The organism is Curtobacterium caseinilyticum (assembly GCF_030363035.1).
GTDB classification, from domain to species: domain Bacteria; phylum Actinomycetota; class Actinomycetes; order Actinomycetales; family Microbacteriaceae; genus Curtobacterium; species Curtobacterium caseinilyticum.
Genome location: NZ_JAUCMN010000003.1, coordinates 149,696 through 173,471 on the forward strand (window position 1 = coordinate 149,696; position 23,776 = coordinate 173,471).

Sequence of the window (23,776 nt, forward strand, 5' to 3'; positions counted from 1 at the left end):
CCACCGCACTCACAGCCCTCACGCTGACTGCACGGACGTGCACGCTGTACCCCGTCGAGGAGCCCTGACTAGGCTCGCACGGGACACCACCAGTCGAAGGAGATCGCAGTGCCCATCGCAACGCCGGAACAGTACGCCGAGATGCTCGAACGAGCGAAGGGCGGCAAGTTCGCCTACCCCGCGGTGAACGTGTCCTCCTCCCAGACGATCAACGCCGTCCTCCAGGGCCTGCAGGAGGCCGGTTCGGACGGCATCCTGCAGGTGACCACCGGTGGCGCCGACTACTTCGCCGGCCACACCGTGAAGAACCGTGCCGCTGGTGCCCTCGCGATGGCCCGCTTCGCCCACGAGGTCGCGAAGAACTACGACGTCACGGTCGCACTGCACACCGACCACTGCCCGAAGGACGCCCTCGACGGCTTCGTCATGCCCCTCATCGCCGCGAGCGAGGAGGAGGTCCGCCAGGGCCGCAACCCGATCTTCCAGTCGCACATGTGGGACGGCTCGGCTGTGCCGCTCGACGAGAACATCGAGATCGCCCGCACGATGATCGAGAAGACGCGCAACATCAACGCGATCCTCGAGGTCGAGATCGGCGTCGTCGGCGGCGAGGAGGACGGCGTCCAGCACGAGGGCACCAACGACGCCCTCTACACGACCCCGAACGACGTCGAGAAGGTCGTCGACGCGCTCGGCCTCGGCGACCAGGGACGCTGGATCGCGGCGCTGACCTTCGGCAACGTGCACGGCGTCTACAAGCCCGGCAACGTCAAGCTGCGTCCGGAACTCCTGGGCGAGATCCAGCGCTCCGTCGCCGAGAAGCACGGCACCGGCGAGAACCCGCTCGACCTCGTCTTCCACGGCGGCTCCGGCTCGACCGACGACGAGATCCACGAGGCCGTCCGCAACGGCGTCATCAAGATGAACATCGACACGGACACGCAGTACGCGTTCACCCGCTCGATCGCCGACTCGATGTTCCGGAACTACGAGGGCGTCCTGAAGATCGACGGCGAGGTCGGCAACAAGAAGCAGTACGACCCGCGCGCCTGGGGCAAGGTCGCCGAGACCGCCATGGCGGCCCGCGTGGTCGAGGCCGCGAAGGTCCTCGGCTCGGCCGGCAACAGCAAGGGCTGATCCAGCCGCACCCCGGCCGGCGACGGACGGGAGGCACGGGGCGCGTCCGGTGGGCGCGCCCCGTTCCTGCGTCCGGTCGCCGCCACCGCCGTGCCACGATGGCAGGATGACCTCCGACGCCGTCGCCTCCGCCTTCGCCCAGTACGTCACCGAGTCCCCGACCGCGTTCCACGCGGCCGCGGTCGCGCGGGACCAGCTCGTCGCCGCGGGGTTCACCGAGCTGTCGGAGCTCGACGCCTGGCCGACCGAGGCCGGCGCCTACGTCGTCGTCCGCGACGGCGCGGTCATCGCCTGGCGCCTGCCGTCCGGGGCCACCCCGACCACGCCGTTCCGGATCCTCGGCGCGCACACCGACTCTCCCGGGTTCCGGATCAAGCCGAACCCGGCCGTGCGGGTCGGCGGCTGGGAGCAGCTCAACGTCGAGGTCTACGGCGGCGCACTCCTGTCCACCTGGTTCGACCGCGACCTCCGCATCGCCGGCCGCGTGGTCGACGCCGACGGCACGGTCCGACTGGTCTCGACCGACGCCGTCGCACGGATCCCGAACCTCGCGATCCACCTCGACCGCGGGGTCAACGACGGCAAGGAGATCGACCGGCAGCGCCACGTCCTGCCCGTGGTCGGCATCGACGCCGGCCTCGGCGGCACCGACGTCCTCGGCTGGCTGCGCGGGCGCGTCGGCGAGGCGGTGTCGTGGGACCTGTTCCTCGCGGACACGCAGGCTCCGGCGCGCATCGGCATCGAGCGCGAGTTCCTCGCGTCCGGACGGATGGACAACCTGACGAGCGTGCACGCCGGGCTCCGCGGGATCATCGACGCACCGGTCGACGGCGACCACGTGCCGGTGTTCGCGGCGTTCGACCACGAGGAGATCGGCTCGTCGACGCCGTCCGGCGCGGGCGGCCCGTTCCTCGAGGACGTCCTCGGCCGCGTGCAGGAAGGCCTCGGCGCCACCCGGTCCGAGGCCGCGCGGGCGTTCCGCGCCTCGTGGCTGCTCTCGAGCGACGCAGGGCACCTCGTGCACCCGAACCAGCCGGAGAAGCACGACCCGACGAACCGTCCGCGTCCGGGAGCGGGTCCGCTCCTGAAGATCAGCGCGAACCAGCGCTACATGACCGAGGCGAAGGGCGAGGCCGTGTGGTCCGCCGCGTGCGACACCGCAGGCGTGCCGTGGCAGCCGTTCGTCAACGTCAACACGATCCCGGGCGGCTCGACGATCGGCCCGATCGCGGCGACCCGGCTCGGCATCCCGACGATCGACATCGGCGTGGGCCTGCTGTCGATGCACTCGGTGCGTGAGCTCGTGCACGTGGACGACCTGGCGGCGCTGCACGGCGCGGTCGCCGCCTTCCTCGCGGGGTAGGCGCCGCCCGACCCGCGGGCGTCAGAGCGTCACGACCACCTTGCGCGCGGACACCCCCGCACGCTGCCGGTCGATCGCGCTCTGCACGGCGTCGAGCCCGTGCCCGACGACGAGCGGCTCCGGCACCGGACGGATCGAGCCGTCCGCGAGCCCCTCGGGCAGGACCCGGCCCCACAGTTCCGGTCCCATCGCGTCGTCGCGGAGGCTGCTCCCCCACACGAACGCCGCCCGGATGCCGGCACGCCGGGCACGCAGTGTCAGGCCCAGCGTGGCGAGTCCGAGCCGGGTGAACACCGGCAGCGCCCCCGGGAGGAGTCTCCGGCGCCCGGCGACCCCGTCGAGCGACACCGGTGTGCTCGCCATCGCGAGCACCGTGCCGCCGGTGCGTCGGAGCACCTCGATGCACGCGGCCGTCGAGGTCGTCCCGAGCGCCACCGCGCCGACGACCGACCGTCCGGCGACGGCCGCGACGAGGTCGTCCACCGCGGTGGGTGCACCGTGGTCCACGACGACCTCCGCACCGAGCGACCGGACGGTCTCGGCGTTCCGCGGCGACGCCGTGCTCACGACCGTGTACCCGGCGGCCCGGGCGAGCTGCACGGCGTTCATGCCGACGCTCGTCGAGCCGCCCCAGACCACGACGACGCCGGACCGCTCCCTCGGTGCATCCGCTGCGCCGGGCAGTGGGAGCCCGAGGTGCTTCGGCTGGAACAGCGCGCACGCGGCGGTCGAGGCCCCGAGCGGCAGGACCGCGGCCTGATCGTCGGACAACTCCGGGGAGATCGGTGCGGTGAGCCGTTCGAGCAGCGCGGTGTGCTCCTGGAACGCACCCTCGTGCATCGGGTCGCGGCCACGGTCGGTCCCGGTCGCGAGGCCCACCACACGGTCGCCGACCGCGAAGCGGGTGACGCCCGACCCGACGGCGACGACCTCGCCGGCGACGTCCGAGCCCAGCACGGCGGGTGCGCGGAGCCAGCGGTAGGTGACCGGGCCGGTGCCCTGGATCACCCAGTCGACCGGGTTGACGGCGACGGCCCGGACGCGGACCACCACCTCGTCGGCGGCGGGTCCGGGCAGGGGGACCCGCTCGACGACGAGCGACCCCCGGGGTTCGCGGAGGACGGCTGCGGAGTTCTCGGGCACGGTGGGCCTCTCGGAAGTCGATGACACTTGGTGTCGTCACCCTACGCGCTCACGGCACCATGTGTCATCACTAGGCTGACTGCATGGCGAGATGGGCACCCGACACCCGGCAGCGACTGCGCTCGGCCGCGCTGGAGCTCTTCGCCGAGCGCGGGTTCCAGGCGACGACGGTGCCGGAGATCGTCGAGCGCGCCGGAGTCACCCGACGGACCTTCTTCCGGCACTTCAGCGACAAGCGCGAGGTGTTCTTCGGCGACGACGAGATCCCCGCCCTGGCTGCCCGGATGCTCGCGGAGGCCCCGGCCGGCGTCCCGCCACTGACGCTCGTCGCCGCGGGGCTGCGGACGCTCGCCGCGGAACGCTTCGAACCCCAACGCACCGAGATGCGTGCTGCCCGACGCGTGATCGAGGCCGAACCGGCCCTGCGCGAGCGGGACCTGCGGAAGCAGGCCGACCTGCACGCCGCGGTCGAAGCCGGGTTCGTCGCGCGGGGCGAGGACCCGCTCGTCGCGGAGACCGTCGCCGGCATCACGGTGACGTGGGTCCAGACGGCACTCCGCGCATGGCTCGCGGACCCGGCCGCCGCTCCCCTCACCGAGCACCTGGACGCGGCGCTCGAGCGGATGCGGGTCGCCCTCGCACCCTGATGCAGCGGACCTCCGGGTCAGCCGCCGGTCATCCGGCGGATCGACTCCTGCACGGCCGGGTCCTGGAACACCACGACGAGCATCGGCACGGCCCCCAGCACACTCGCCACCACGCCACCGACCAGCGGCACCCAGAAGGTCCAGCGGTGGGCCCGGAGGCGGCGGACCGACCACCAGGCGACGAGGGCGAAGACCACCACCAGGACGACCGCACGGACGACCGCCGCCGAGGAGAGGTCCGCCGGCGACGCCATCTCACCGAACTGTCCCGTCACGTACGCCCGGGTCGTGCTCGCGACCGTGCCGGTCGACAGCGCCTGGAACACCGACCACAGCCCGATGAAGAGCAGCCCGACCGTGAGCACGAAGTCGAGGCGCGAAGCACCGTAGGGACTCGCGGGCACGGAGGCCGGGGTGGACGACGCACTGCCCGGGCGGTCAGCGCCGGACGTGCGTCGTCCGGCGCGCTGGTCGGAGGCCGGTCGGTTCGGGTCGGACGCGCGACGCTCGTCGGCGTCCCGACGCTGTGCGGCGTCCTGCCGCTGCTGCTCGGCCGCCTGCCGCTCCTGCTCGACGAGCACCGGGTTGACCCAGCCCGCCGGGGCGTACTCGCCGTACTCGGGGGCGGGCGTGCCGTGGACCCGGCCGTCCGCGCGACCGGGGGCCGACGCGTCGGGGGCGGGGCGTGCCTCCCGACCGAGTGCCGTCTCGTCGACGTGACCCGGCTCGCGGGCGGGCGCCGACGACCAGTCGCCGCTCGGGCCGCTCACGAGCGACGCCCGCCGAGCGCGCGCGTCGGGTTGCCCGACGCGTCGGTGCGGAGCTCCTTGGGGAGCGAGAACATCAGGTCCTCGTGCGCCGTGACGACCTCTTCCACCGTCGCGTACCCGGCGTCCGCGAGCTGTTCGAGCACCTCGGCGACGAGTTCCTCGGGGACGGAGGCACCGCTCGTGACGCCCACGGTGCTGACCCCGTCGAGCCAGTCCTGCCGGATCTCCTCGGCGTAGTCCACACGGTGCGCCGCCTTCGCGCCGTGCTCGAGCGCGACCTCGACCAGGCGGACGCTGTTCGACGAGTTCGCCGAGCCGACCACGATGACCAGGTCCGCTGCCGGCGCGACCTTCTTCACCGCGACCTGTCGGTTCTGCGTGGCGTAGCAGATGTCGTCCGACGGTGGGTTCTCGATCGACGGGAACCGCTCGCGGAGCAGCCGGACGGTCTCCATCGTCTCGTCGACGCTCAGCGTGGTCTGCGACAACCAGACGAGGTTGTCGGGGTCGGGGACCTCGAGCGCGGCGACGTCCTCGGGCCCGTTCACCAGGATCGTGCGCTCGGGGGCGTGGCCCATCGTGCCCTCGACCTCCTCGTGGCCGGCGTGGCCGATGAGGACGATCGTCCGGTCCGCCTTCGCGAAGCGTGTCGCCTCGCGGTGGACCTTCGTGACGAGGGGGCAGGTGGCGTCGATCGCGTGCAGGTCGCGCTCGGCGGCACCGGCGACGACCGCGGGCGAGACGCCGTGCGCGCTGAAGACGACGTGCGCGCCGCGCGGGACCTCGGTGACGTCGTCGACGAAGACGGCGCCGCGCTGCTCGAGCGTCGAGACGACGTGCACGTTGTGGACGATCTGCTTGCGGACGTACACGGGCTCGCCGTACTGCTCGAGCGCCTTCTCGACGGCGACCACCGCGCGGTCCACGCCGGCGCAGTAGCCGCGGGGGGCCGCGAGCAGGACCTTCTTCACACCGGCGACCGGTTCGTCCCGCAGGCGGCCGCGCTGTGCGTGCACCCGGGGCGGCGCGAGCGGGACCGTGTGGCCGTTGGTGATCGTCACCTCTCGATGATAGGTGCGGGGTGCGGGCGGGGCCTGGGTGCGGGGCGAGGGTGTGGACGGCGGCGCGGGTCGCGGCGTCACCGGGACGCGATCGCGGGTCCGCGGTGTCGCCGGGACGCGGGCGGGCGCCGGTCCGCCGTGTCGCCGGGACGCGGGCGGGCGCCGGTCCGCGGTGTCGCCTGGTTCGCGCGGGCGCCGGTCCGCCGTGTCGCCGGGATGCGGCAGCATGGGGGCATGGCGATCGAACAGGGCCCGCCGACGGCCGACAACCCGTGGCCCGTCGCGCTGCTCGGTGCGAAGCTCCGCGACTGGATCGACCGCCTCGGCACCGCGTGGGTCGAGGGCGAGATCACCCAGTGGAACGTCGCCGGCGGGAACGTCTACGGCAAGCTCAAGGACGTCGAGGTCGACGCCACCGTGTCCTTCTCGATCTGGTCGAGCGTGCGCGCCCGGGTGCCGGCCGACCTGAAGCAGGGCGCCCGGGTGGTGGCGGCCGTCAAGCCGAACTACTGGGTCAAGGGCGGCTCGCTGACCATGCAGGTCGTCGAGATGAAGCACGTCGGGCTCGGTGACCTGCTCGAACGACTCGAGCGCCTCCGTCGGAGCCTGGCCGAGGAAGGCCTGTTCGACCCGTCACGCAAGAAGCGCCTGCCGTTCCTCCCGCACCGCATCGGGTTGATCACCGGCAAGGACTCCGACGCCGAGAAGGACGTCAAGCGGAACGCCCAGCTGCGGTGGCCGCAGGTCGAGTTCCGGACGGTCCACACCGCGGTGCAGGGCGAGCGTGCCGTGGGCGAGGTGACCGCCGCGATCGTCGAGCTCGACGCGGACCCCACCGTCGACGTCATCATCGTCGCGCGCGGTGGCGGCGACTTCCAGAACCTGCTCGGCTTCAGCGACGAGGGACTCGTCCGCACCGCAGCCGCCGCGGCCACCCCGATCGTCTCCGCCATCGGGCACGAGGCCGACCGGCCGATCCTCGACGAGGTCGCCGACCTCCGCGCCTCGACACCGACCGACGCCGCCAAGCGCGTGGTGCCGGACGTGGCCGAGGAGCTCGCCAACGTCCGACAGGCCCGCGCCCGACTCGGACTCCGGCTGTCGCACGTGCTGTCCGTCGAGGCCGACCGGATCGCCTCGCTGCGCTCCCGGCCGGCGCTGGCCTCGACCGCGTGGCTCGTCGACACCCGAGCGGAGGAGGTCGCTCGCGACCTCTCCCGGGCGCGGGAACTCGTCGACCGCCGGCTCGAGCGGTCGCATGCCGACGTCGGACACCTGACGGCCCGGCTCCGGTCGCTCTCGCCGCGGGACACGCTCCGGCGCGGCTACGCGATCGTGCAGACCACGGACGGCGGGGTCGTGCGGGGTTCCGACGACCTCGACGGCGCGACACCCGTGCACGTGACGCTCGGTGCCGGCACCGCCACGGGGACGCTCGAGCCCGACGGCCCGGGGCCGGACGGGTCGGGGTCGGGGTCGGGCTCCTGACCCGCTCCTCCACAGCAGCCCGGCGCGGTACGCCGCGTCGGAGGGTGCTCGGTAGGATCGAGGGGTGTCGACCCAGCAGGAACCCGTGCCGTCCGACGTGCAGTCGTTGAGCTACGAGGCCGCGCGCGACGAACTCGTGCGCGTCGTCGCCGAGCTCGAGCAGGGGTCCGCCACGCTCGAGCGCTCGCTGGCGCTCTGGGAACGCGGCGAGTCGCTCGCCGCACGGTGCGAGGAGTGGCTCGTGGGCGCACGCGCCCGACTCGACGCCGCACGCGCCGCGTCGACGGAGGCCGACCGAACGGGTCACGACCAGGACGGAGCGGTGCGGTGAGCGACCCCGACGGCCGCCCGATCGTCGCCGAGCTCGGTCGCCCGGAGACCCCGGAGGAGACCTGGGCACGCAAGGACGCCGCCCGCCGCTCGCGTCGCGAGCACCAGACCGCGTTCAACCTCGTCCTCGCGCTCATCGCGTCGCTCGGCATCGTGCTCTTCCTCGTCGCCGTCGTGGTTCGGCCCGACCAGACGGTGGACCGCACCGTCGACTACCAGCAGGTCGCCGCCCAGGCGCAGATCCCCGGAGTGACCCTGGCGGCCCCGGACCTGCCCGACGGCTTCACGTCCAACCGCGCCGACTTCCAGGACAAGACGTCCGACGGTGTCCGCGTCTGGACCGTCGGCCTCGTGACGCCCGACCGGCAGTACATCGGCCTGCAGCAGGGCATCGACGCCAACGCCTCGTGGGTGTCGAACCAGCTCGACCAGAGGGCGCCGACGGGTGACCGCACCATCGACGGCACGAAGTGGACCGTGTACGACCGCCGCGACGAGGGCAAGGACGCCGGGAACCACGCGTACTCGCTGGTCACCACGTTCGACCGCGACACGATCGTCCTGTCCGGCACCGCCGACGACGCGTCCTTCAGGACGCTCGCGAAGGCCGTCACCGAGCAGTTCAGCCAGTAGCCCCGACTCCCAGCCGCACCGTCCCGACCGAACCCGAAGCACGAGGAAGACCATGCCCGACCGCGCCGCCGCCACCCCGTCCGACGCCCTCCGCCTGCTCGTCGAGGGCAACGCCCGCTTCGCCGCCGACAAGCGCCGCACCGGCCGCATCGACCCGGACCGCCGCGGGGAGCTGACCGGGTCGCAGGCGCCCTTCGCGACCGTGCTCGGCTGCTCCGACTCGCGCGTGCCGTTCGAGCACGTCTTCGACGCCGGCATCGGCGACCTGTTCGCCATCCGCAACGCGGGCCAGATCGTCGACGACGTCGTGCTCGGCTCCATCGAGTTCGCCGTCGTCGCGCTCGGCACCCCGCTGGTCGTGGTGCTCCGCCACACCCGGTGCGGTGCCGTCGCCGCCGCACGGTCCGGCGAGCCCGTCCCCGCCCCGCACCTGCAGGCCCTCGTCGACGCCATCGCGCCGAGCGTCGAGCAGGTCCGCGCGACCGACGCCGACCTGCCGCAGGAGTCGGTGGGCGCCGCGCACCTCGAGGCCACGCTGCGCCAGGTGATCGAGCGCTCCGGTGCCGTCTCCGACGCGATCGCCGAGGGTAGCCTGGCCGTCGTCGGAGCGACCTACGACCTGTCCACGGGCGAGGTCACCATCGACACCGTCGTGGGCCAGGCCTGACCGGCCCCCACGGCGTGATGCCCGGGGACCACCGGGCCACCCAGGCGCCGGGGCGACCGCTCCGGGCGCGCACCACAGGAAGGACCACGACGACGTGACCCACACCACCGATCCCGACCAGACCGCGACCGCACAGCCCGCGGACGGCGGCGACGGCTTCCGCATCGAGCACGACACCATGGGCGAGGTCCGGGTCCCGGTGGACGCGCTGTACCGTGCCCAGACGCAGCGCGCCGTCGAGAACTTCCCGATCTCCGGCAATGGCCTCGAGCCGGCGCAGATCGTCGCCCTCGCCCGCATCAAGCGGGCCGCGGCCGTCGTGAACGGCTCGCTCGGCATCGTCGACCCGGCGGTGGCCGACGCGATCGCGCAGGCTGCGGACGCGATCATCGGCGGTGCGCACCACGACCAGTTCCCGGTCGACGTCTACCAGACCGGCAGTGGCACCTCGTCGAACATGAACATGAACGAGGTCCTGGCGACGCTGGCGACCCGCATCGCCGGCTCGGACGTGCACCCGAACGACCACATCAACGCCTCGCAGTCGTCGAACGACGTGTTCCCGACGTCCGTCCACGTCGCCGTGACCGAGGCCCTCATCCGCACGCTCGTCCCCGCGCTCGAGCACCTGGCGGAGTCGCTCGAGGCCAAGGCGACGCTCTGGGCCGACGCCGTCAAGTCCGGCCGCACGCACCTGATGGACGCCACCCCGGTCACCCTCGGGCAGGAGTTCGGCGGCTACGCGCGCCAGGTCCGCCTCGGCATCGAGCGCGTGCAGGCGACGCTCCCCCGCGTCGCCGAGGTCCCGCTCGGTGGCACCGCGGTCGGCACCGGCATCAACACGCCGAAGGGCTTCCCGCAGCAGGTGATCGCCCGCCTGGCCGAGGACACCGGCCTGCCGATCACCGAGGCCCTCGACCACTTCGAGGCGCAGGGCGCGCGCGACGCCCTGGTCGAGGCGTCCGGTGCGCTGAAGGTCATCGCGGTCAGCCTGACGAAGATCAACAACGACCTGCGCTGGATGGGCTCGGGGCCGAACACCGGCCTGGGTGAACTCCACATCCCCGACCTGCAGCCCGGCTCGTCGATCATGCCCGGCAAGGTCAACCCGGTCATTCCCGAGGCCACGCTGATGGTCGCCGCACGGGTCATCGGCAACGACGCCACGGTCGCTTGGGCTGGTGCCTCGGGCGCGTTCGAGCTGAACGTCGCGATCCCCGTGATGGGCACGGCGCTCCTCGAGTCGATCCGCCTGCTCGCGAACAGCTCGCGGGTGCTCGCCGACAAGACCATCGACGGGCTGCAGGCGAACCTCGAGCGTGCGCGCGCCTTCGCCGAGTCGTCGCCGTCGATCGTCACGCCGCTCAACCGCGTCATCGGGTACGAGGCCGCCGCCAAGGTGGCGAAGTACGCCGTCGCCGAGGGCATCACCGTCCGTGAGGCCGTCATCGCCCTCGGCCACGTCGAGCGCGGCGAGGTCACCGAGGAGCAGCTCGACAGCGCGCTCGACGTGCTGTCCATGACGCACCCGAACTGACCCACGGGACCCACTGACGGACGGGAGGCACGGTGCCGGCCGGCACCGCGCCTCCCGTCCGTCGTGTCGTCGCGACCGCGCCGGTGCCACTCGGCCCGAGTCTCGCGCCCGGCGACACTCCTCGCGCTCGCGAGCGCGAGGAGTGTCGCTCAGGCCGAGACTCGGCGACGGCCAGCCAGCCCGCGCCGCGCTACACCAGGTCGGGCGAGTCGAGCAGCTCGGTCACGAGCGCCGCGATCGCCGAGCGCTCCGAGCGGGCCAGCGTCACGTGCGCGAACAGCGGGTGGCCCTTGAGCCGCTCGATCACGCTCGCGACGCCGTCGTGCCGGCCGACCCGCAGGTTGTCCCGCTGCGCCACGTCGTGCGTCAGGACCACGCGCGAGTTCTGCCCGATGCGGGACAGCATGGTGAGCAGGACGTTGCGCTCGAGGGACTGCGCCTCGTCGACGATGACGAACGCGTCGTGCAGGGAGCGCCCGCGGATGTGCGTCAGCGGCAGGACCTCGAGCATGCCGCGCTCGACGACCTCGTCGAGGACGTTGTCGGACACGAGCACCCCGAGGGTGTCGAACACCGCCTGTGCCCACGGGTTCATCTTCTCGCTCGCGTCACCGGGCAGGTAGCCGAGCTCCTGGCCGCCCACGGCGTAGAGCGGTCGGAACACCATGATCTTCTTGTGCTGCTGCCGCTCGAGCACGGCCTCGAGCCCGGCGCAGAGCGCCAGTGCCGACTTGCCCGTGCCGGCGCTGCCACCGAGGGACACGATGCCGATCTCGGGGTCGAGCAGGGCGTCGATCGCGAGCCGCTGCTCGGCGGAGCGTCCACGGAGGCCGAAGACCTCGCGGTCGCCGCGCACGAGCGACACCGCGCCGGCCTCGTGCACGCGCCCGAGTGCCGACCCGCGCTCGGAGTGGATGACCACGCCGGTGTTGACCGGGACCCCCTCGAGCTGCGCCGAGCGGACCTCCTCGCGCTCGTACAGCTCGGACATCTGCTCGCCCGACACCTGCAGGTCCGTGATGCCCGTGTACCCGGAGTCGACAGCGAGCTCGGCGCGGTACTCCTCGGCCGCCATGCCGATCGACGAGGCCTTCACGCGCAGCGGCAGGTCCTTGGAGACGACCACGACGTCGAGACCGTCGTTCGACAGGTTCGACGCGACCGCGAGGATCCGGGAGTCGTTGTCGCCGAGCCGCAGCCCGGAGGGCAGGACCGACTGCTCGGAGTGGTTCAACTCGACCCGGAAGGAGCCGCCGCCGTCGAGCGCGATCGGGAAGTCGAGGCGCTCGTGCTCGATGCGCAGCTCGTCGAGCAGCCGCAGCGCCTGCCGCGCGAAGTACCCGATCTCCGGGTCGTTCCGCTTGGACTCCAGCTCGCTGACGACGACGACCGGCAGGACCACCGCGTGTTCCGCGAACCGGAACAGCGCCCGCGGATCGCTGAGGAGCACCGAGGTGTCGAGCACGTACGTGCGCTGGGCGACCGGTGTGGACGAGTCCGCGGTGCGCTGCCGAGCGGTTCCGCGAGAGACGTTCTGAGAGGTCACGACCCACTCCATCCCCGGGCCGCGCTCGGCCCGGTCACTGTCCTCGAACGCGGCCGTGGAGCGGTCCCGAAGCACCGACTGTGGCCGCTTCGACCGGGCACTGTGCCCGATGGCGCCAAGCTACGACCCGCCCCTCACACGCGCACCACGACACGCGGATCCACAGGTTACGGTCGCGTGAACGCGCAGCCCGCCGGACGGGAGGCGCGGTGCGGGCTCGCACCGCGCCTCCCGTCCGGCGGGTGGGCACCTCCCGTGCCCGAGCCTCGCCTGGGCGGACACCTTCGCAGTTCCCGCTTCGCGAAGACGTCCGCGGGGCCGAGCCTCGCGCCGCCTCGCGGCGGCTCGCGCCGCGGCGCGCTACTGCATCGTCGCGTACGACAGGCAGGCGTCGCGGAACATGTCGAGCGTCTCGTCCGTCGTGGACGCGAACACCGACACCCGCGCGACCCCGAGCCGCGTCGTGACCGTGACCCCGTGGTTGTGCAGCGCCGCGGACAGCGCGGTGAGCCGTCCCTGCGGCGGGCGGAGCACCACGATGCCGGCACGCTCACGCGGGTCACGGCTGGACTCCACGGCGAGCCCGAACTCGTCGGCGATGTCGAACACCCGCTCGACACGATCGGCCACGCGCTCCTGCACCGACCCGACCCCGACGGACACGAGCCGCTCGAGCGACACCGCCATCCGGGCCTGCGCGACGGGGTCGATCCGCGTCATCTGGTACCCGGCAGCCCCGGGCTTGACCGAGGGGACCTCGGTGGGCCACCCGGTGGTGCCGTGCGGGCCGGACAGTGCCGGACGGAGGCGGTTCAGGGCGCGGTCGCTGAACGCGGTGAACCCGGTGCCCCACCCGGCGTGCAGCCACTTCTGGCCTCCGGTCGCGACGACGTCGGCGAGCTCGTAGGGCGCGTCGACGACGCCGAAGCCCTGGATCGCGTCGACGACGAGCAGGCGTTCGCCGATGACCTCACGGATCCCGGCGAGGTCTGCCAGGTAGCCGGTCTGCCAGTCGACGAGGGACACGGCGACCGCCGTGACGTCGTCGGTCAGGCGCGACTCGACGAGCGACGGGGTCATCCAGCCCGCGCCCGACTCCACGACGACGGGCTGGACCCGACCGCCGGTGGCCGATGCAGCACTCGCGAGGGCGAGCGGCAACGAGGGGTACTCGTCCGCCGCGACGAGCACGCCCCCGGTCAGGCCGAAGGCGGTGTGCAGCAGTCCGGGCGTCGTCGCGGTCTGCGAGACGACCTGGTCCTCACGGCGTCCGACCAGACGAGCGGCCACCGTGCGGACCCGGGCGTCCTGCTCGTCGAGGGTCTCCATCGCGCCGAAGCGCATGCGCTCCTGGATCGTCCCGAGCACCCGCTGCTCCTCGAGCACGGCGGTCTGCACGGGACCGAAGGCGGCGTGGTCGAGGTAGCCGGGCTCCTCGGCGAAGCCGCTGGCGTACTCGGCGATGTTCACAGGGGCAACCTTCCGTGGGACGAAAACCCTGTGAGTGTACTGGGACGCCGACGGCCGGGGCGAACCCGAGCCGGTGAACGCAGTGGTCGGACGACGCCGGTCAGCCACCGAAGCGTCGGGAGCGCAGCCCGAAGTCGCGCACGGCACGCAGGAAGTCGACCTCGCGGAGGTCCGGGTAGAACGCCTCGACGAAGTAGAACTCGCTGTGGGCGCTCTGCCAGAGCATGAAGTCGGACAGCCGCTGCTCGCCCGAGGTGCGGATCACCAGGTCGGGGTCGGGCTGGCCCTGCGTGTAGAGGTGGTCGCCGATGAGCTCGGGCGTCAGGACCTCGGCCAGGGTGTCGAGCGTCCCGCCGCCCTCGCCGTGCGCCCGCACGATGCTGCGCATGGCGTCGGCGATCTCGCGGCGTCCGCCGTAGCCGACCGCCAGGTTGACGTGCAGTCCGGTGTGGTCGGCGGTCCGGGCCTCGGCCTGCGTCAGTGCGGACAGGAGCGCGTCCGGCAGTCCCTCGTCGGCACCGACGTGCTGGACGCGCCAGTCGCGGTGGTCCGCCAGGGTGCCGGCCAGGTCGGCGATGATCCCGACGAGCTGCTCGAGCTCCTCGCCCCCGCGTCCGGTCAGGTTGTCCGCCGACAGCAGGTAGAGCGTCACGACCTCGATGCCGAGGTCGTCGCACCAGTCGAGGAACTCCGGGATCTTCGCGGCGCCCGCGCGGTGGCCGTGTGCCGCGGACTCGAGGCCGAGCTGCTTCGCCCAGCGACGGTTGCCGTCCACGATCATGGCCACGTGCTTCGGCATCGCCTGCGCGTCGATCTGCCGGCGGATACGACGTTGGTAGGCGCGGTAGAGGACGCCGCGCCCTGCCCATCCCAGCCTGCCGGTCACGGCACGACTGTAGTGCACGACACCCTCGCGGGCGCTGCGCGGGACGCTCGGCTGCCGTTCGGCCAGGAGCCCTAGGGTCGCCCCATGCAGGACGAGACCGCCATGCTGCCGCACGTCCCGTTCACCGAGGAAGCGGCCGCCACCGATCCGCCCCGCCCGGCCTGGCGGGGGTGGATCCACCTGGGCACCTTCCCCTTCGCGGTCGCGATGGGCATCGTGCTCATCACGCTCGCCGACAGCGGCGCCGCCAAGGCCGGGAGCGCCGTCTTCATGGCGACCTCGCTGCTCATGTTCGGCGTCTCGGCGACCTACCACCGGTTCCCGTGGGGACCGACGGTCAAGCGGATCCTCAAGCGGATCGACCACACCAACATCCTGCTGCTCATCGCGGGCACGTACACCCCGATCGCGATCTGCGCCCTCGACCACACCCTGATGGTCGTGGTGCTCTGGGTGATGTGGAGCGGCGCGGCGCTCGGCATCGCGTTCCGCGTCCTGTGGATCAACGCACCCCGCTGGCTCTACGTGCCGATCTACCTGGTGCTCGGGTGCGCGGCCTTCGGTCTGCTCCCCCAGTTCTTCGCCGCGAGCGTCCCGATGACGGTGCTCGTGCTGTCCGGTGGGGCCGCGTACATCGTCGGCGCGCTGGTCTACGCGTTCAAGCGCCCGAACCCGTCACCCACCGTGTTCGGGTTCCACGAGGTCTTCCACGCCCTGACGGTCGTGGCCTTCGCCGCCCAGTGGGTGGGCGTGCTCATCGTGGCGCTCGACCCGGTGCGCTGAGGCGACCGGACGGCGGACGGGAGGCGCGTGGCGCGCTCGCCACGGGCCTCCCGTCCGTCGGTGGTCGCCTCAGCCGCGTTCGGTGTCGTCGCCCACGTCGGCCCGACCGTCCTCGGCGGCACGACGCGCCGCCTCGTCGGTCGCGGTGCGGTCGCCCGGCGCCCCGCCCGCGTCGGCCTCGAGCCGCTCCCGGACCTCCGCGCGGTAGCGCGTCCGCCGGATCCGCCGCGTCATGTCGACGACGAGCAGGATCGTCACGACCGCGACGACCGCGATCGCGACGAAGCCGGCGACGCCGGGCGTGACGTCGACGTCGGGCACGACCGACGGGCTCGGGCTGGGGGCTGCTGCGGCGACGGCCGTCAGGATGGTGCTCACGCGGTGGGGTCCTCGTCGTCAGGGATCCCCGCGAAGAGGTCGGACTCCGGCAGCTCGGTGGGCACGCGTGCCTCGACGAGCTGGTAGTCCTCGGTGGGCCACACCGTCGCGAGGAGGTCGTTCGGCCAGTAGAAGAAGGCGCTGTCCGGCGGCACCTGGCTCGCGTGCGCACGGAGCGCGGCGTCGCGGGCGTCGAAGTACTCGTGCACATCGACGTGCGTCGTCGCCAGGTCCGGACGGTCGGCGAAGCGCTCCACCCACTCGCGCAGCTGCTCGAGCGCCGGGCTGTCGGGGTCGCGGTCGCGCAGGGCCTCGTAGATCGTGCTGAAGCGCCGCGGGTTCATCGTGCGCTCGTAGTAGAGCTTCGCGATCGACCAGGGCTCCCCCGCCGACGGGTACTTCGCCGGGTCCGCCGCGTCCCGCCAGGCGGCCATCGAGACCTCGTGCGTCCGGATGTGGTCGGGGTGCGGGTACCCGCCGTTCTCGTCGTACGTGACGAGCACGTGCGGACGGAACCGGCGGACCACCCGCACGAGTGCCTCCGTGGAGTACTCGAGCGGCACCGTCGAGAACGTCCCCGGACGCACGGTCTCGCCCTGCTCCGCATCCGGCAGGCCCGAGTCGTGGTAGCCGAGCCACACGTGGTCGATGCCGAGCGCTGCCTGCGCTGCCGCCATCTCGGTGCGCCGGTAGCCGGCCATGTCGCGGTGCGCCCGGCTGGTCGCGGGCTCGCCGAGCTGCTCGTTGAGGACGTCCCCGGCCTCGCCACCGGTGCACGATACGACGAGGACCTGGTGACCCTCGGCGACGTACCTGGCGGCCGTGGCGGCTCCCTTGCTCGACTCGTCGTCGGGGTGGGCGTGGACGGCCAGCAGGCGGTACGGCACGGGGATCCTCACGGGGTGCGAGCGGGGTGGGGCGCACGCGACGACCGCGTGCATGCGGGCAGCGCACAGCGGGGCGTGAACTACCCTGGAGACCAGGATAATCACCCCGGGAGCCCCCAACTGTCCGAACCCCTGCACCCCGCCGCATCCGCGCCGGCCGCGTCCTCGTCCTCCGTGCTGGACGACCGGTACGGACGGACGCCCGACCGGCGTCGACGCGGCCGACTGTTCGGGATCCTCGCGGCGATCGCCGTCGTCCTGGTCTTCGTGGCGTGGGTGGTCTGGGCCGGACTCGACCAGACGTCGCACGGGCTCGACAACACCGAGGTCGGGTACACCGTCGTCACCGACCACCGGACGGTCGTGCACTCCCAGGTCTCCGTCGACCCGGGCACCGAGGCGAAGTGCGCCGTGCAGGTGCTCGACAAGACGTACTCGATCGTCGGGTGGAAGGAGATCACGCTCCCCGCGTCCGACCAGCGCACCCGCACCGTGACGACCGACGTCGCCACGACCACCCGGGGCGTGACCGGCTTGATCCACGACTGCTGGGTTCCCTAGACTCGTCGGATTCAGACTCGACTGATCCGCGGACGAGACCGGCCACTCCGGCCGGTCTCGTTCTTCGTCGAAGGGAACCCACATGAGCAACGACACGCAGGTCACCTGGCTGACCCAGGAGGCGCACGACCGCCTCACGGCCGAACTCGAGCAGCTGTCGGGCCCGGCCCGCAAGGAGATCGCGAACCGCATCGAGGCGGCGCGTGAGGAGGGCGACCTCAAGGAGAACGGCGGCTACCACGCCGCGAAGGACGAGCAGGGCAAGATCGAGGCCCGCATCCGCCAGCTCACCGAGCTGCTGAAGCACGCCACGGTGGGCGAGGCCGACTTCGACGGCACCGTCGAGCCGGGCACGGTCGTCACCGCGGTGATCGCCGGCGACGAGTCGACGTTCCTGGTGGGCAACCGCGAGATCGTCGCCGAGGGCTCGGACCTGACGGTGTACAGCCCGGTCAGCCCGGTCGGTGCCGCCATCGTCGGGCTCCGCGCCGGCGAGAAGACGAGCTACACGGCCCCGAACGGCAAGGACATCGCCGTCGAGGTGACGAAGGTCGAGCGCTACGAGCCGTAGCCGGAGCCGCCGCGCACGGCACACCGCACGGTCGAACCACGGAACCGACGTCGAACCAGGCCCCTCGCTCGGTTCGACGTCGGTTCCCTGGTTCCACGGGGGCGCGGTGTCGGCGGCGAGGCGCGGAGCGAGGGCAGGATCGACGTGAGCGTCACGACGGGAGCACCACGCGCCTCCCGGCCGGCGACGCCGTCCTGAACGGAGCCCTGACGGCCGCGCGTCGCGCCCGTACGTCCGGCTGATGGCCCGCTGCGGTGGGCCGTCGCCCGTCAGTGCTCGAGCAGCTCCGGGCGGAACCCCACCTCGTGCAGGCGCTGGATGACCTCCTGCGCGTGCTCGGGGCCACGGGCCTCGATCGACAGGTCGAGGGCGACCTCGTTGATGACCAGGCCCTGCCCGTGCCGGGTGTGGAGGACCTCGACGACGTTCGCACCGGCATCCGAGATGACCTGCGCCACCCGCGCGAGCTGCCCAGGACGGTCCGGCAGCATGATGCGGATCCCGATGTAGCGCGACGCGGCGACGAGGCCGCGGGTGATGACGCGCTCCATCATGAGCGGGTCGATGTTGCCGCCGCTCAGCAGCACCACGGTCCGGCCGGTGTCGCGCACGGCTCCGGACATGATCGCGGCGACGCCCACGGCACCCGCTGCCTCGACGACGAGCTTCGCGCGCTCGAGCAGCACGAGGAGCGCCCGGGCGGTGTCGTCGTCCGAGACCGTGACGATCTCGTCCACGTGGTCGCGGATGATCGGGAAGTTCAGCTCACCGGGCCGGGCGACCGCGATGCCGTCCGAGATCGTCGGCTTCGTCGTGATCGTGACCGGCTGTCCCGCACGGATCGACGACGGGTACGCGGCGGCGTTCTCGGCCTGCACGCCGACCACGCGGATCTCGCGGCCGAGCCGCTCGGCCATGCCCTTCACCGCGAGGGCGATGCCCGCGATCACGCCGCCGCCGCCGATCGGGACGACGACCGTGTCGACGTCGGGCACCTGGTCGATGATCTCGAGTCCGAGCGTGCCCTGGCCGGCGATGACGTCCGGGTGGTCGAACGGCGGGATGAAGACCGCGCCGGTCCGCGCGGCGAAGTCCTTCGCCGCGCTCAGGGCCTCTTCCACGGAGTGTCCGCGGAGCACGACGTCGGCACCGTAGTGCCGCGTGGCCTGCAGCTTCGGCAGCGCGACGCCGACGGGGGTGAAGATGGTGGCGGGGATGCCGAGCTCGCGCGCGGCGAGGGCGACGCCCTGGGCGTGGTTGCCCGCGCTCGCGGCCACGACCCCGGCGGCACGCTGATCGGGGCTCAGCGCCGCGAGCCGGTTGTAGGCACCGCGCACCTTGTACGCGCCGGTGCGCTGCAGGTTCTCGCACTTCAGGTGCACCGGCGACCCGAGCAGCTCGGCGAGGAACTGCGAGGTCTCCATCGGGGTGACGCGCGCCACACCCGCGATGGTCTGCCGCGCGGCTTCGATGTCCGCGAGCGTCGGGAACGCGGCGGTCTGCTGCTGGGGCACGGAGGTGTCGGTCACGGACCCATCATCGTCGCTCGGGGCCGTCACGGCGAACTCGTGACGGCCGACCGTGCGGCCGACTGTGCGGCCGTTCAGCCCGCGGTGCCCTTCTCCGCCGTGGGCTGCTCGTCGCTGCCGGGTGCGGGGACGCCCTCGGGGTGGCGCTTCCGCCAGCGACGCTGCTTCTTCGCCTCGACGCTGGCGTGGTGGTCGCGCTGCTTCGCCTCGAGCACGTGGTCGGAGTCGAGCCCCTTCCAGCGACCACTGGCGATCGTCGTCACCATCGAGTTGACCGTCGCGATGAGCGGCACCGCGAAGAACGCGCCCGCGATGCCCGCCAGGCCGGACGCCGCGGTGACGCCGAGCACGACCGCCAGGGGGTGCACCTTGACCGCGCTGCCCATGACGAGCGGCTGCAGGATGTGGCCCTCGACCTGCTGCACGACGAGGATCACGCCGAGCATGACGAGCGCGGCGACCCACCCGTTGAAGATGAGCGCGATGAACACCGCGAGGAAGCCGGTGACGATCGCTCCGACGACGGGGATGAAGGCGCCGAGGAAGACGAACACGGCGATCGGGATCACGAGCGGCAGCTGCAGGGCGGCCGCACCGATGCCGATGCCGACGGCGTCGACGAACGCCACGAAGATCTGCACGCGGATGAAGCTCGTCAGCGTCGTCCAGCCCGCGACGCCCGCACCGTCGATGGCCGCGCGGGCCTTCTTCGGGAAGAGCCGCACGGTCCAGCGCCACACGTTCTTGCCGTCGATGAGCAGGAAGATCACGGTGAAGATGACCACGAAGAGGCCGGTCAGCAGGTGCGTGAGCGAGGACCCGGCGCTCGCGACGCCGGACAGGATCGAGCCGGAGTTGCTCGACAGCCAGTCGGTCGCCTGGTCGAGGTAGTCGTTGAGGTCGCTCTGGCTGATCCCCAGACCCGAGCTCAGGACGAACTCGCGGATGGTGTCGTACTGCGACAGCGTCCGGTCCCGCAGCGAGGGGTAGGCAGCGGCGATCTGGTCGACGACGAGCCAGATCAGTGCGGTCACGGCGGCGAGCCCGCCGACGAGGCTCACCACGACGGCGATCCACTTCGGCACGTGGTGGCGCTGCATCCAGTTCGAGAGCGGCACCAGCAGGGCTGCGACGACGATGCCGATGAGGAACGGGATGAGGACCTCGCTGAACAGCGTCACGAGGTAGATGACGACCGCGACCACGCCGATGACGACGAGGATGCGCCACGACCACGCCCCCGCGATGCGCATGCCCGTGGGCACGACCTCGTCGACGACGGGATCCGGATGCGTCTTCTTACCCCAGGCCATGCGGCGAGTGTACCGACGGGTACCAGGAAGCGTTCCAGATGCGGCATACGCGGTCTCGGCCGCACCCGCACCGCTGTCGGCCCTGCTCGGTAGCGTCGTCACATGGTCAGGTCCACGCTCTCCGCCGCCGAGGCCCGCCGCGTCGCCCTGGCGGCCCAGGGGTTCGGCGGAGCGCCCTCGGACGCCGTCGCGACCCGGACCCTGACGAGCACGATCGGTCGGCTCGGCCTGCTGCAGATCGACTCGGTCAACGTGTTCGAACGGAGCCACTACCTGCCCGTGTTCGCCCGGGTCGGCGGGTACGACCGTTCGGTCCTCGACCGCCTGACGCTGACCCGTCGTGGCCCGTACGCCGAGTACTGGGCGCACGAGGCCGCCTTCCTGCCGCGCACCGACCTGCCGCTGTTCCGCTGGCGGATGGACGCGTACCGGGAGCGCGACACCCGACCGAACCGGGTCGCGGGGATCGAGCGCACCGCCGGTGTCCGTCGCGAGCTGCGGGCCCTGCTCGCCGCCGAGGGGCCTCTCCCCGCGAGCGCCGTCGAGCACGAGGCGAACGTCCGCCGCGGGCCGTGGTGGGGTTGGAGCGACGTGAAGACGGGGCTCGAGCAGATGTTCCGCTGGGGCGAGGTCGTCAGCGCCGGCCGCGCGGGCTTCGAGCGCGTCTACGCCCTGCCCGACCAGGTGCTCCCCGCCGGCACGCTCGCGACGGCCCCGGACCGTCCGACCGCGATCACCGAACTCGTCCGGCGGGCGTCGCGGGCGCTCGGCGTCGGTACGCGCGCGGACCTCGCCGACTACTTCCGGCTGCGGTCCGACGACACCGCCGCGGCGATCGCCGTCCTGGTCGAGCAGGGTGAGCTGCAGCCGGTGCTGGTCGAGGGCTGGCGTGAGCCGGCCTGGCTCCACACGACCGCCCGGGTGCCGCGACGGGTCGGCGCGGACGCCGTGCTCAGCCCGTTCGACCCGGTCGTGTGGTTCCGCCGGCGCGCGGAGCGGATGTACGGCTTCCACTACCGGATCGAGATCTACACGCCGGCCCCGAAGCGGGTCTACGGGTACTACGTGCTGCCGGTGCTGCAGGACGACCGGTTGACCGGGCGGGTGGACCTGAAGAGCGACCGGCAGCGCGGTGTGCTGCGCGTGCGGACGGCGTGGCAGGAGCCAGGGGAGCACCTGGACGCGGAGCGGCTGGCCGCCACGCTCCGGCGCGCGGCAGCGTGGCAGGGGCACGACGGGGTCGAGGTCACCGACCGCGGGACGGCCGCCGCTGCGCTCGCTGGTGCGCTCGGCGTCGGGCTGGTCCCGCACGAGGCCCGGGACGACGTGGACGGTGCCGACGCGAACGGCGCCGACCCGGACGGTGCCGACGCGGACGGTACCGACGTGGACGGTGCCGGCCCCGCTCCCGGGGGCGACGCGGTCGCCTGACGACGGCCGGGAGGCGCGGGGCACGGTGGTCAGAGCGCCGCCGGTCCGGCGCACGGTCACGTCGCCGGCGCGGCTCGCCTCAGAAGCGGCCGAGGCTGTTCCGGAGGCGCGCGACCCGGTCGGGCAGCGGCGGGTGCGTCGAGAACAGTCGGTCCATCACGCCCGGCCGCATCGGGTCGGCGATCCACAGGTGCGCCATCGACGAGTTCTGCGACCGCGTCGGTCGCCCGTACGCCTCGAGCTTCTCGAGCGCCCGCGCCAGCCCCTCCGGGTAGCGGGTCGTCATCGCACCGGTCGCGTCGGCCAGGTACTCCCGCTGGCGGGACACCGCTGCCTGCACGGCTGCGGCGGCGATCGGGGCGACCAGCACGGCGACCAGTCCGGCGACGAGCAGGACCGGGTTGTTCCCGCCCCCGGAGTCGTTGTTCCGGCCGCGACCGCCCATGCCGCTGACGATCGAGATGCGCAGGAGCACGTCGGCGAGGAACCCGACCGCCACCACCAGCCCGAACACCATCGTCGAGACACGGATGTCGTAGTTCCGGACGTGCCCGAGCTCGTGCGCCATCACGCCCTGCAGCTCGGTGTCGTCCATGATCGCCAGCAGTCCGGTCGTCGCCGCGACGATCGCGTGCTCGGGGTCACGGCCGGTGGCGAAGGCGTTCGGTGCCGGGTCGTCGATGACGAACACGCGCGGCATCGGCATGCCGGTGGTGATCGCCAGGTTCTCGACGGTCCGCCAGAGTCGCGGCTCCGAGTCGCGGTCGATCTCGACGCCGCCCGCGATCGCCGTCGCCTGCCGTCCGGCCAGGAAGTACTGCAACACCGCGTACCCGAGGGCGACGAGCAGCACGACCACCCCGACCGACACGTTGCCGGCCAGGTACCCGCCGAGGAACCCCAGTGCCCCGACGATGAGCAGGAAGACCAGGACGATGACGACGGTGTTGCGCTTGTTCTGTGCGATGGCGCGGTACACGGGTCAGCCCGACTCCGTGCGGGTCAGAACTGGACGCGCGGCGGTTCGGCGATCGCCGCGGGCTCGGCCGTCTCGAAGAACGTGGCCTCGGTGAAGCCCTTGCTCTTGGCGAAGGTCGAGTTGGGGAAGACGCGGATCTTCGTGTTCAGCTCGCGCACGCCCCCGTTGTAGAAGCGTCGCGCGGCCTGGATCTTGTCCTCGGTGTCGACGAGCTCCGACTGCAGCTGCAGGAAGTTCTGGCTCGACTGCAGCTGCGGGTAGCCCTCCGCGACGGCGAACACGCTCTTCAGGGCCTTCTGCATGTGTCCCTCTGCCGCCGAGGCGCTCGACGCGTCGTCCGCGCTGAGCGTCTCCGCCCTGGCGCGGGTGACCGACTCGAACACCGACTTCTCGTGGGCCGCGTAGCCCTTGACGGTGTCGACGATCGTGGGGATGAGGTCCGCGCGGCGCTTCAGCTGCACCGTGATGTCGCTCCAGGCCTCGTCCACACGGAGCTTCAGCGTGACGAGCGAGTTGTAGGTCACCCAGAGGTAGATCCCGACCACGACGAGCAGGACCACCACCACTCCGACGACGATCAGCGTCGTGACGAGTCCGGTGTCCATCGGGGCGTACTCCTTTGCGCGTCGGGTCCGGCGCGGTGGGGGCCGCGGCCGGTGCGGGCCG

At 72.3% G+C, this 23,776-nt stretch carries 24 protein-coding genes; 12 read left to right on the forward strand and 12 right to left on the reverse strand.

The features are described from left to right. Positions 1-108: 108 nt before the first annotated feature. Both fbaA and QUG93_RS05685 read left to right on the forward strand, forming a co-directional pair. The gene (gene fbaA / locus QUG93_RS05680) at positions 109-1,137 is read left to right on the forward strand and encodes a class II fructose-bisphosphate aldolase (protein ID WP_289472891.1); all 1,029 of its coding nucleotides are present in this window, start codon (positions 109-111) and stop codon (positions 1,135-1,137) included. A 106-nt stretch (positions 1,138-1,243) separates the two neighbouring features. Then, complete coding sequence (locus QUG93_RS05685) at positions 1,244-2,500, forward strand: M18 family aminopeptidase (protein ID WP_289472893.1); 1,257 nt, start codon at positions 1,244-1,246, stop codon at positions 2,498-2,500. 21 nt (positions 2,501-2,521) lie between these two features. On the opposite strand, the gene QUG93_RS05690 is transcribed toward QUG93_RS05685, so the two are convergent. Next, positions 2,522-3,643, reverse strand: a complete 1,122-nt coding sequence (locus tag QUG93_RS05690; RefSeq protein WP_289472895.1) for a zinc-binding alcohol dehydrogenase family protein — start codon at positions 3,641-3,643, stop codon at positions 2,522-2,524. 83 nt (positions 3,644-3,726) lie between these two features. Here QUG93_RS05690 and QUG93_RS05695 point away from each other — a divergent pair, with 83 nt between their 5' ends. Then, positions 3,727-4,290, forward strand: coding sequence for a TetR family transcriptional regulator (locus QUG93_RS05695; protein WP_289472897.1), 564 nt, complete (start codon positions 3,727-3,729; stop codon positions 4,288-4,290). A gap of 17 nt (positions 4,291-4,307) precedes the next feature. On the opposite strand, the gene QUG93_RS05700 is transcribed toward QUG93_RS05695, so the two are convergent. Beyond that, on the reverse strand, positions 4,308-5,060 hold the full coding sequence (locus QUG93_RS05700; protein WP_289472899.1) for a DUF6264 family protein: 753 nt from the start codon (positions 5,058-5,060) through the stop codon (positions 4,308-4,310). Further along, positions 5,057-6,121: a 4-hydroxy-3-methylbut-2-enyl diphosphate reductase gene (locus QUG93_RS05705; protein WP_434533080.1), complete on the reverse strand. Its 1,065-nt coding sequence runs from the start codon at positions 6,119-6,121 to the stop codon at positions 5,057-5,059. The genes QUG93_RS05700 and QUG93_RS05705 overlap by 4 nt, the downstream gene beginning before the upstream one ends. 234 nt (positions 6,122-6,355) lie before the next feature. Between QUG93_RS05705 and xseA the strand changes: the two genes are divergently transcribed. The 5 genes from xseA (at position 6,356) to QUG93_RS05730 (ending at position 10,776) form a co-directional block, all read left to right on the forward strand. Next, the gene (xseA, locus tag QUG93_RS05710; protein ID WP_289472901.1) at positions 6,356-7,609 is read left to right on the forward strand and encodes an exodeoxyribonuclease VII large subunit; all 1,254 of its coding nucleotides are present in this window, start codon (positions 6,356-6,358) and stop codon (positions 7,607-7,609) included. 64 nt (positions 7,610-7,673) lie between these two features. Continuing rightward, a complete protein-coding gene (locus QUG93_RS05715) occupies positions 7,674-7,940 on the forward strand; it encodes an exodeoxyribonuclease VII small subunit (RefSeq protein WP_289472903.1) in 267 nt (88 codons plus the stop codon). After that, positions 7,937-8,572 carry a DUF4245 domain-containing protein gene (locus QUG93_RS05720; RefSeq protein ID WP_289472905.1) on the forward strand — a complete coding sequence of 212 codons (636 nt, stop codon included), beginning with the start codon at positions 7,937-7,939 and terminating at the stop codon, positions 8,570-8,572. The genes QUG93_RS05715 and QUG93_RS05720 overlap by 4 nt, the downstream gene beginning before the upstream one ends. A gap of 52 nt (positions 8,573-8,624) precedes the next feature. Then, positions 8,625-9,239, forward strand: coding sequence for a carbonic anhydrase (locus tag QUG93_RS05725; protein ID WP_289472908.1), 615 nt, complete (start codon positions 8,625-8,627; stop codon positions 9,237-9,239). 163 nt (positions 9,240-9,402) lie between these two features. Continuing rightward, positions 9,403-10,776, forward strand: a complete 1,374-nt coding sequence (locus tag QUG93_RS05730) for a class II fumarate hydratase (RefSeq protein WP_289473150.1) — start codon at positions 9,403-9,405, stop codon at positions 10,774-10,776. Positions 10,777-10,966: 190 nt separating this feature from the next. On the opposite strand, the gene phoH2 is transcribed toward QUG93_RS05730, so the two are convergent. From phoH2 to QUG93_RS05745, 3 genes are all read right to left on the reverse strand, one after another. Continuing rightward, positions 10,967-12,334, reverse strand: a complete 1,368-nt coding sequence (phoH2, locus tag QUG93_RS05735) for an RNA 5'-3' helicase PhoH2 (RefSeq protein ID WP_434533085.1) — start codon at positions 12,332-12,334, stop codon at positions 10,967-10,969. Positions 12,335-12,682: 348 nt separating this feature from the next. After that, positions 12,683-13,792: an aminotransferase class V-fold PLP-dependent enzyme gene (locus QUG93_RS05740; RefSeq protein ID WP_289472911.1), complete on the reverse strand. Its 1,110-nt coding sequence runs from the start codon at positions 13,790-13,792 to the stop codon at positions 12,683-12,685. 100 nt (positions 13,793-13,892) lie between these two features. Further along, complete coding sequence (locus QUG93_RS05745) at positions 13,893-14,678, reverse strand: isoprenyl transferase (RefSeq protein WP_289472912.1); 786 nt, start codon at positions 14,676-14,678, stop codon at positions 13,893-13,895. Positions 14,679-14,762: 84 nt separating this feature from the next. Here QUG93_RS05745 and trhA point away from each other — a divergent pair, with 84 nt between their 5' ends. Next, positions 14,763-15,461: a PAQR family membrane homeostasis protein TrhA gene (gene trhA / locus QUG93_RS05750; RefSeq protein ID WP_289472915.1), complete on the forward strand. Its 699-nt coding sequence runs from the start codon at positions 14,763-14,765 to the stop codon at positions 15,459-15,461. 69 nt (positions 15,462-15,530) lie between these two features. Here the strand turns inward: trhA and QUG93_RS05755 are convergent, their stop codons facing one another. Together QUG93_RS05755 and mca are read right to left on the reverse strand one after the other, a co-directional pair. Continuing rightward, positions 15,531-15,839: a hypothetical protein gene (locus tag QUG93_RS05755; RefSeq protein ID WP_289472917.1), complete on the reverse strand. Its 309-nt coding sequence runs from the start codon at positions 15,837-15,839 to the stop codon at positions 15,531-15,533. Then, entirely contained in the window at positions 15,836-16,726 is an 891-nt protein-coding gene (mca, locus tag QUG93_RS05760) for a mycothiol conjugate amidase Mca (RefSeq protein WP_289472919.1), read from the reverse strand. Before mca ends, QUG93_RS05755 begins: the two co-directional genes overlap by 4 nt. A gap of 174 nt (positions 16,727-16,900) precedes the next feature. Between mca and QUG93_RS05765 the strand changes: the two genes are divergently transcribed. Both QUG93_RS05765 and greA read left to right on the forward strand, forming a co-directional pair. Then, positions 16,901-17,287, forward strand: a complete 387-nt coding sequence (locus tag QUG93_RS05765; protein ID WP_289472921.1) for a DUF4307 domain-containing protein — start codon at positions 16,901-16,903, stop codon at positions 17,285-17,287. An 82-nt stretch (positions 17,288-17,369) separates the two neighbouring features. Beyond that, positions 17,370-17,858: a transcription elongation factor GreA gene (gene greA / locus QUG93_RS05770; RefSeq protein WP_289472923.1), complete on the forward strand. Its 489-nt coding sequence runs from the start codon at positions 17,370-17,372 to the stop codon at positions 17,856-17,858. A 269-nt stretch (positions 17,859-18,127) separates the two neighbouring features. On the opposite strand, the gene ilvA is transcribed toward greA, so the two are convergent. Beyond that, positions 18,128-19,387 carry a threonine ammonia-lyase gene (ilvA, locus tag QUG93_RS05775; protein WP_289472925.1) on the reverse strand — a complete coding sequence of 420 codons (1,260 nt, stop codon included), beginning with the start codon at positions 19,385-19,387 and terminating at the stop codon, positions 18,128-18,130. 74 nt (positions 19,388-19,461) lie between these two features. Further along, on the reverse strand, positions 19,462-20,700 hold the full coding sequence (locus QUG93_RS05780; protein ID WP_289472927.1) for an AI-2E family transporter: 1,239 nt from the start codon (positions 20,698-20,700) through the stop codon (positions 19,462-19,464). A 102-nt stretch (positions 20,701-20,802) separates the two neighbouring features. On the opposite strand from QUG93_RS05780, the gene QUG93_RS05785 reads away from it, so the two are divergent. After that, positions 20,803-22,131, forward strand: a complete 1,329-nt coding sequence (locus QUG93_RS05785) for a winged helix-turn-helix domain-containing protein (RefSeq protein WP_289472929.1) — start codon at positions 20,803-20,805, stop codon at positions 22,129-22,131. A 79-nt stretch (positions 22,132-22,210) separates the two neighbouring features. Here the strand turns inward: QUG93_RS05785 and QUG93_RS05790 are convergent, their stop codons facing one another. Continuing rightward, positions 22,211-23,110, reverse strand: coding sequence for a M48 family metalloprotease (locus QUG93_RS05790; RefSeq protein ID WP_289472931.1), 900 nt, complete (start codon positions 23,108-23,110; stop codon positions 22,211-22,213). A 23-nt stretch (positions 23,111-23,133) separates the two neighbouring features. Further along, entirely contained in the window at positions 23,134-23,715 is a 582-nt protein-coding gene (locus QUG93_RS05795) for a LemA family protein (RefSeq protein WP_289472934.1), read from the reverse strand. Positions 23,716-23,776 lie beyond the last annotated feature (61 nt).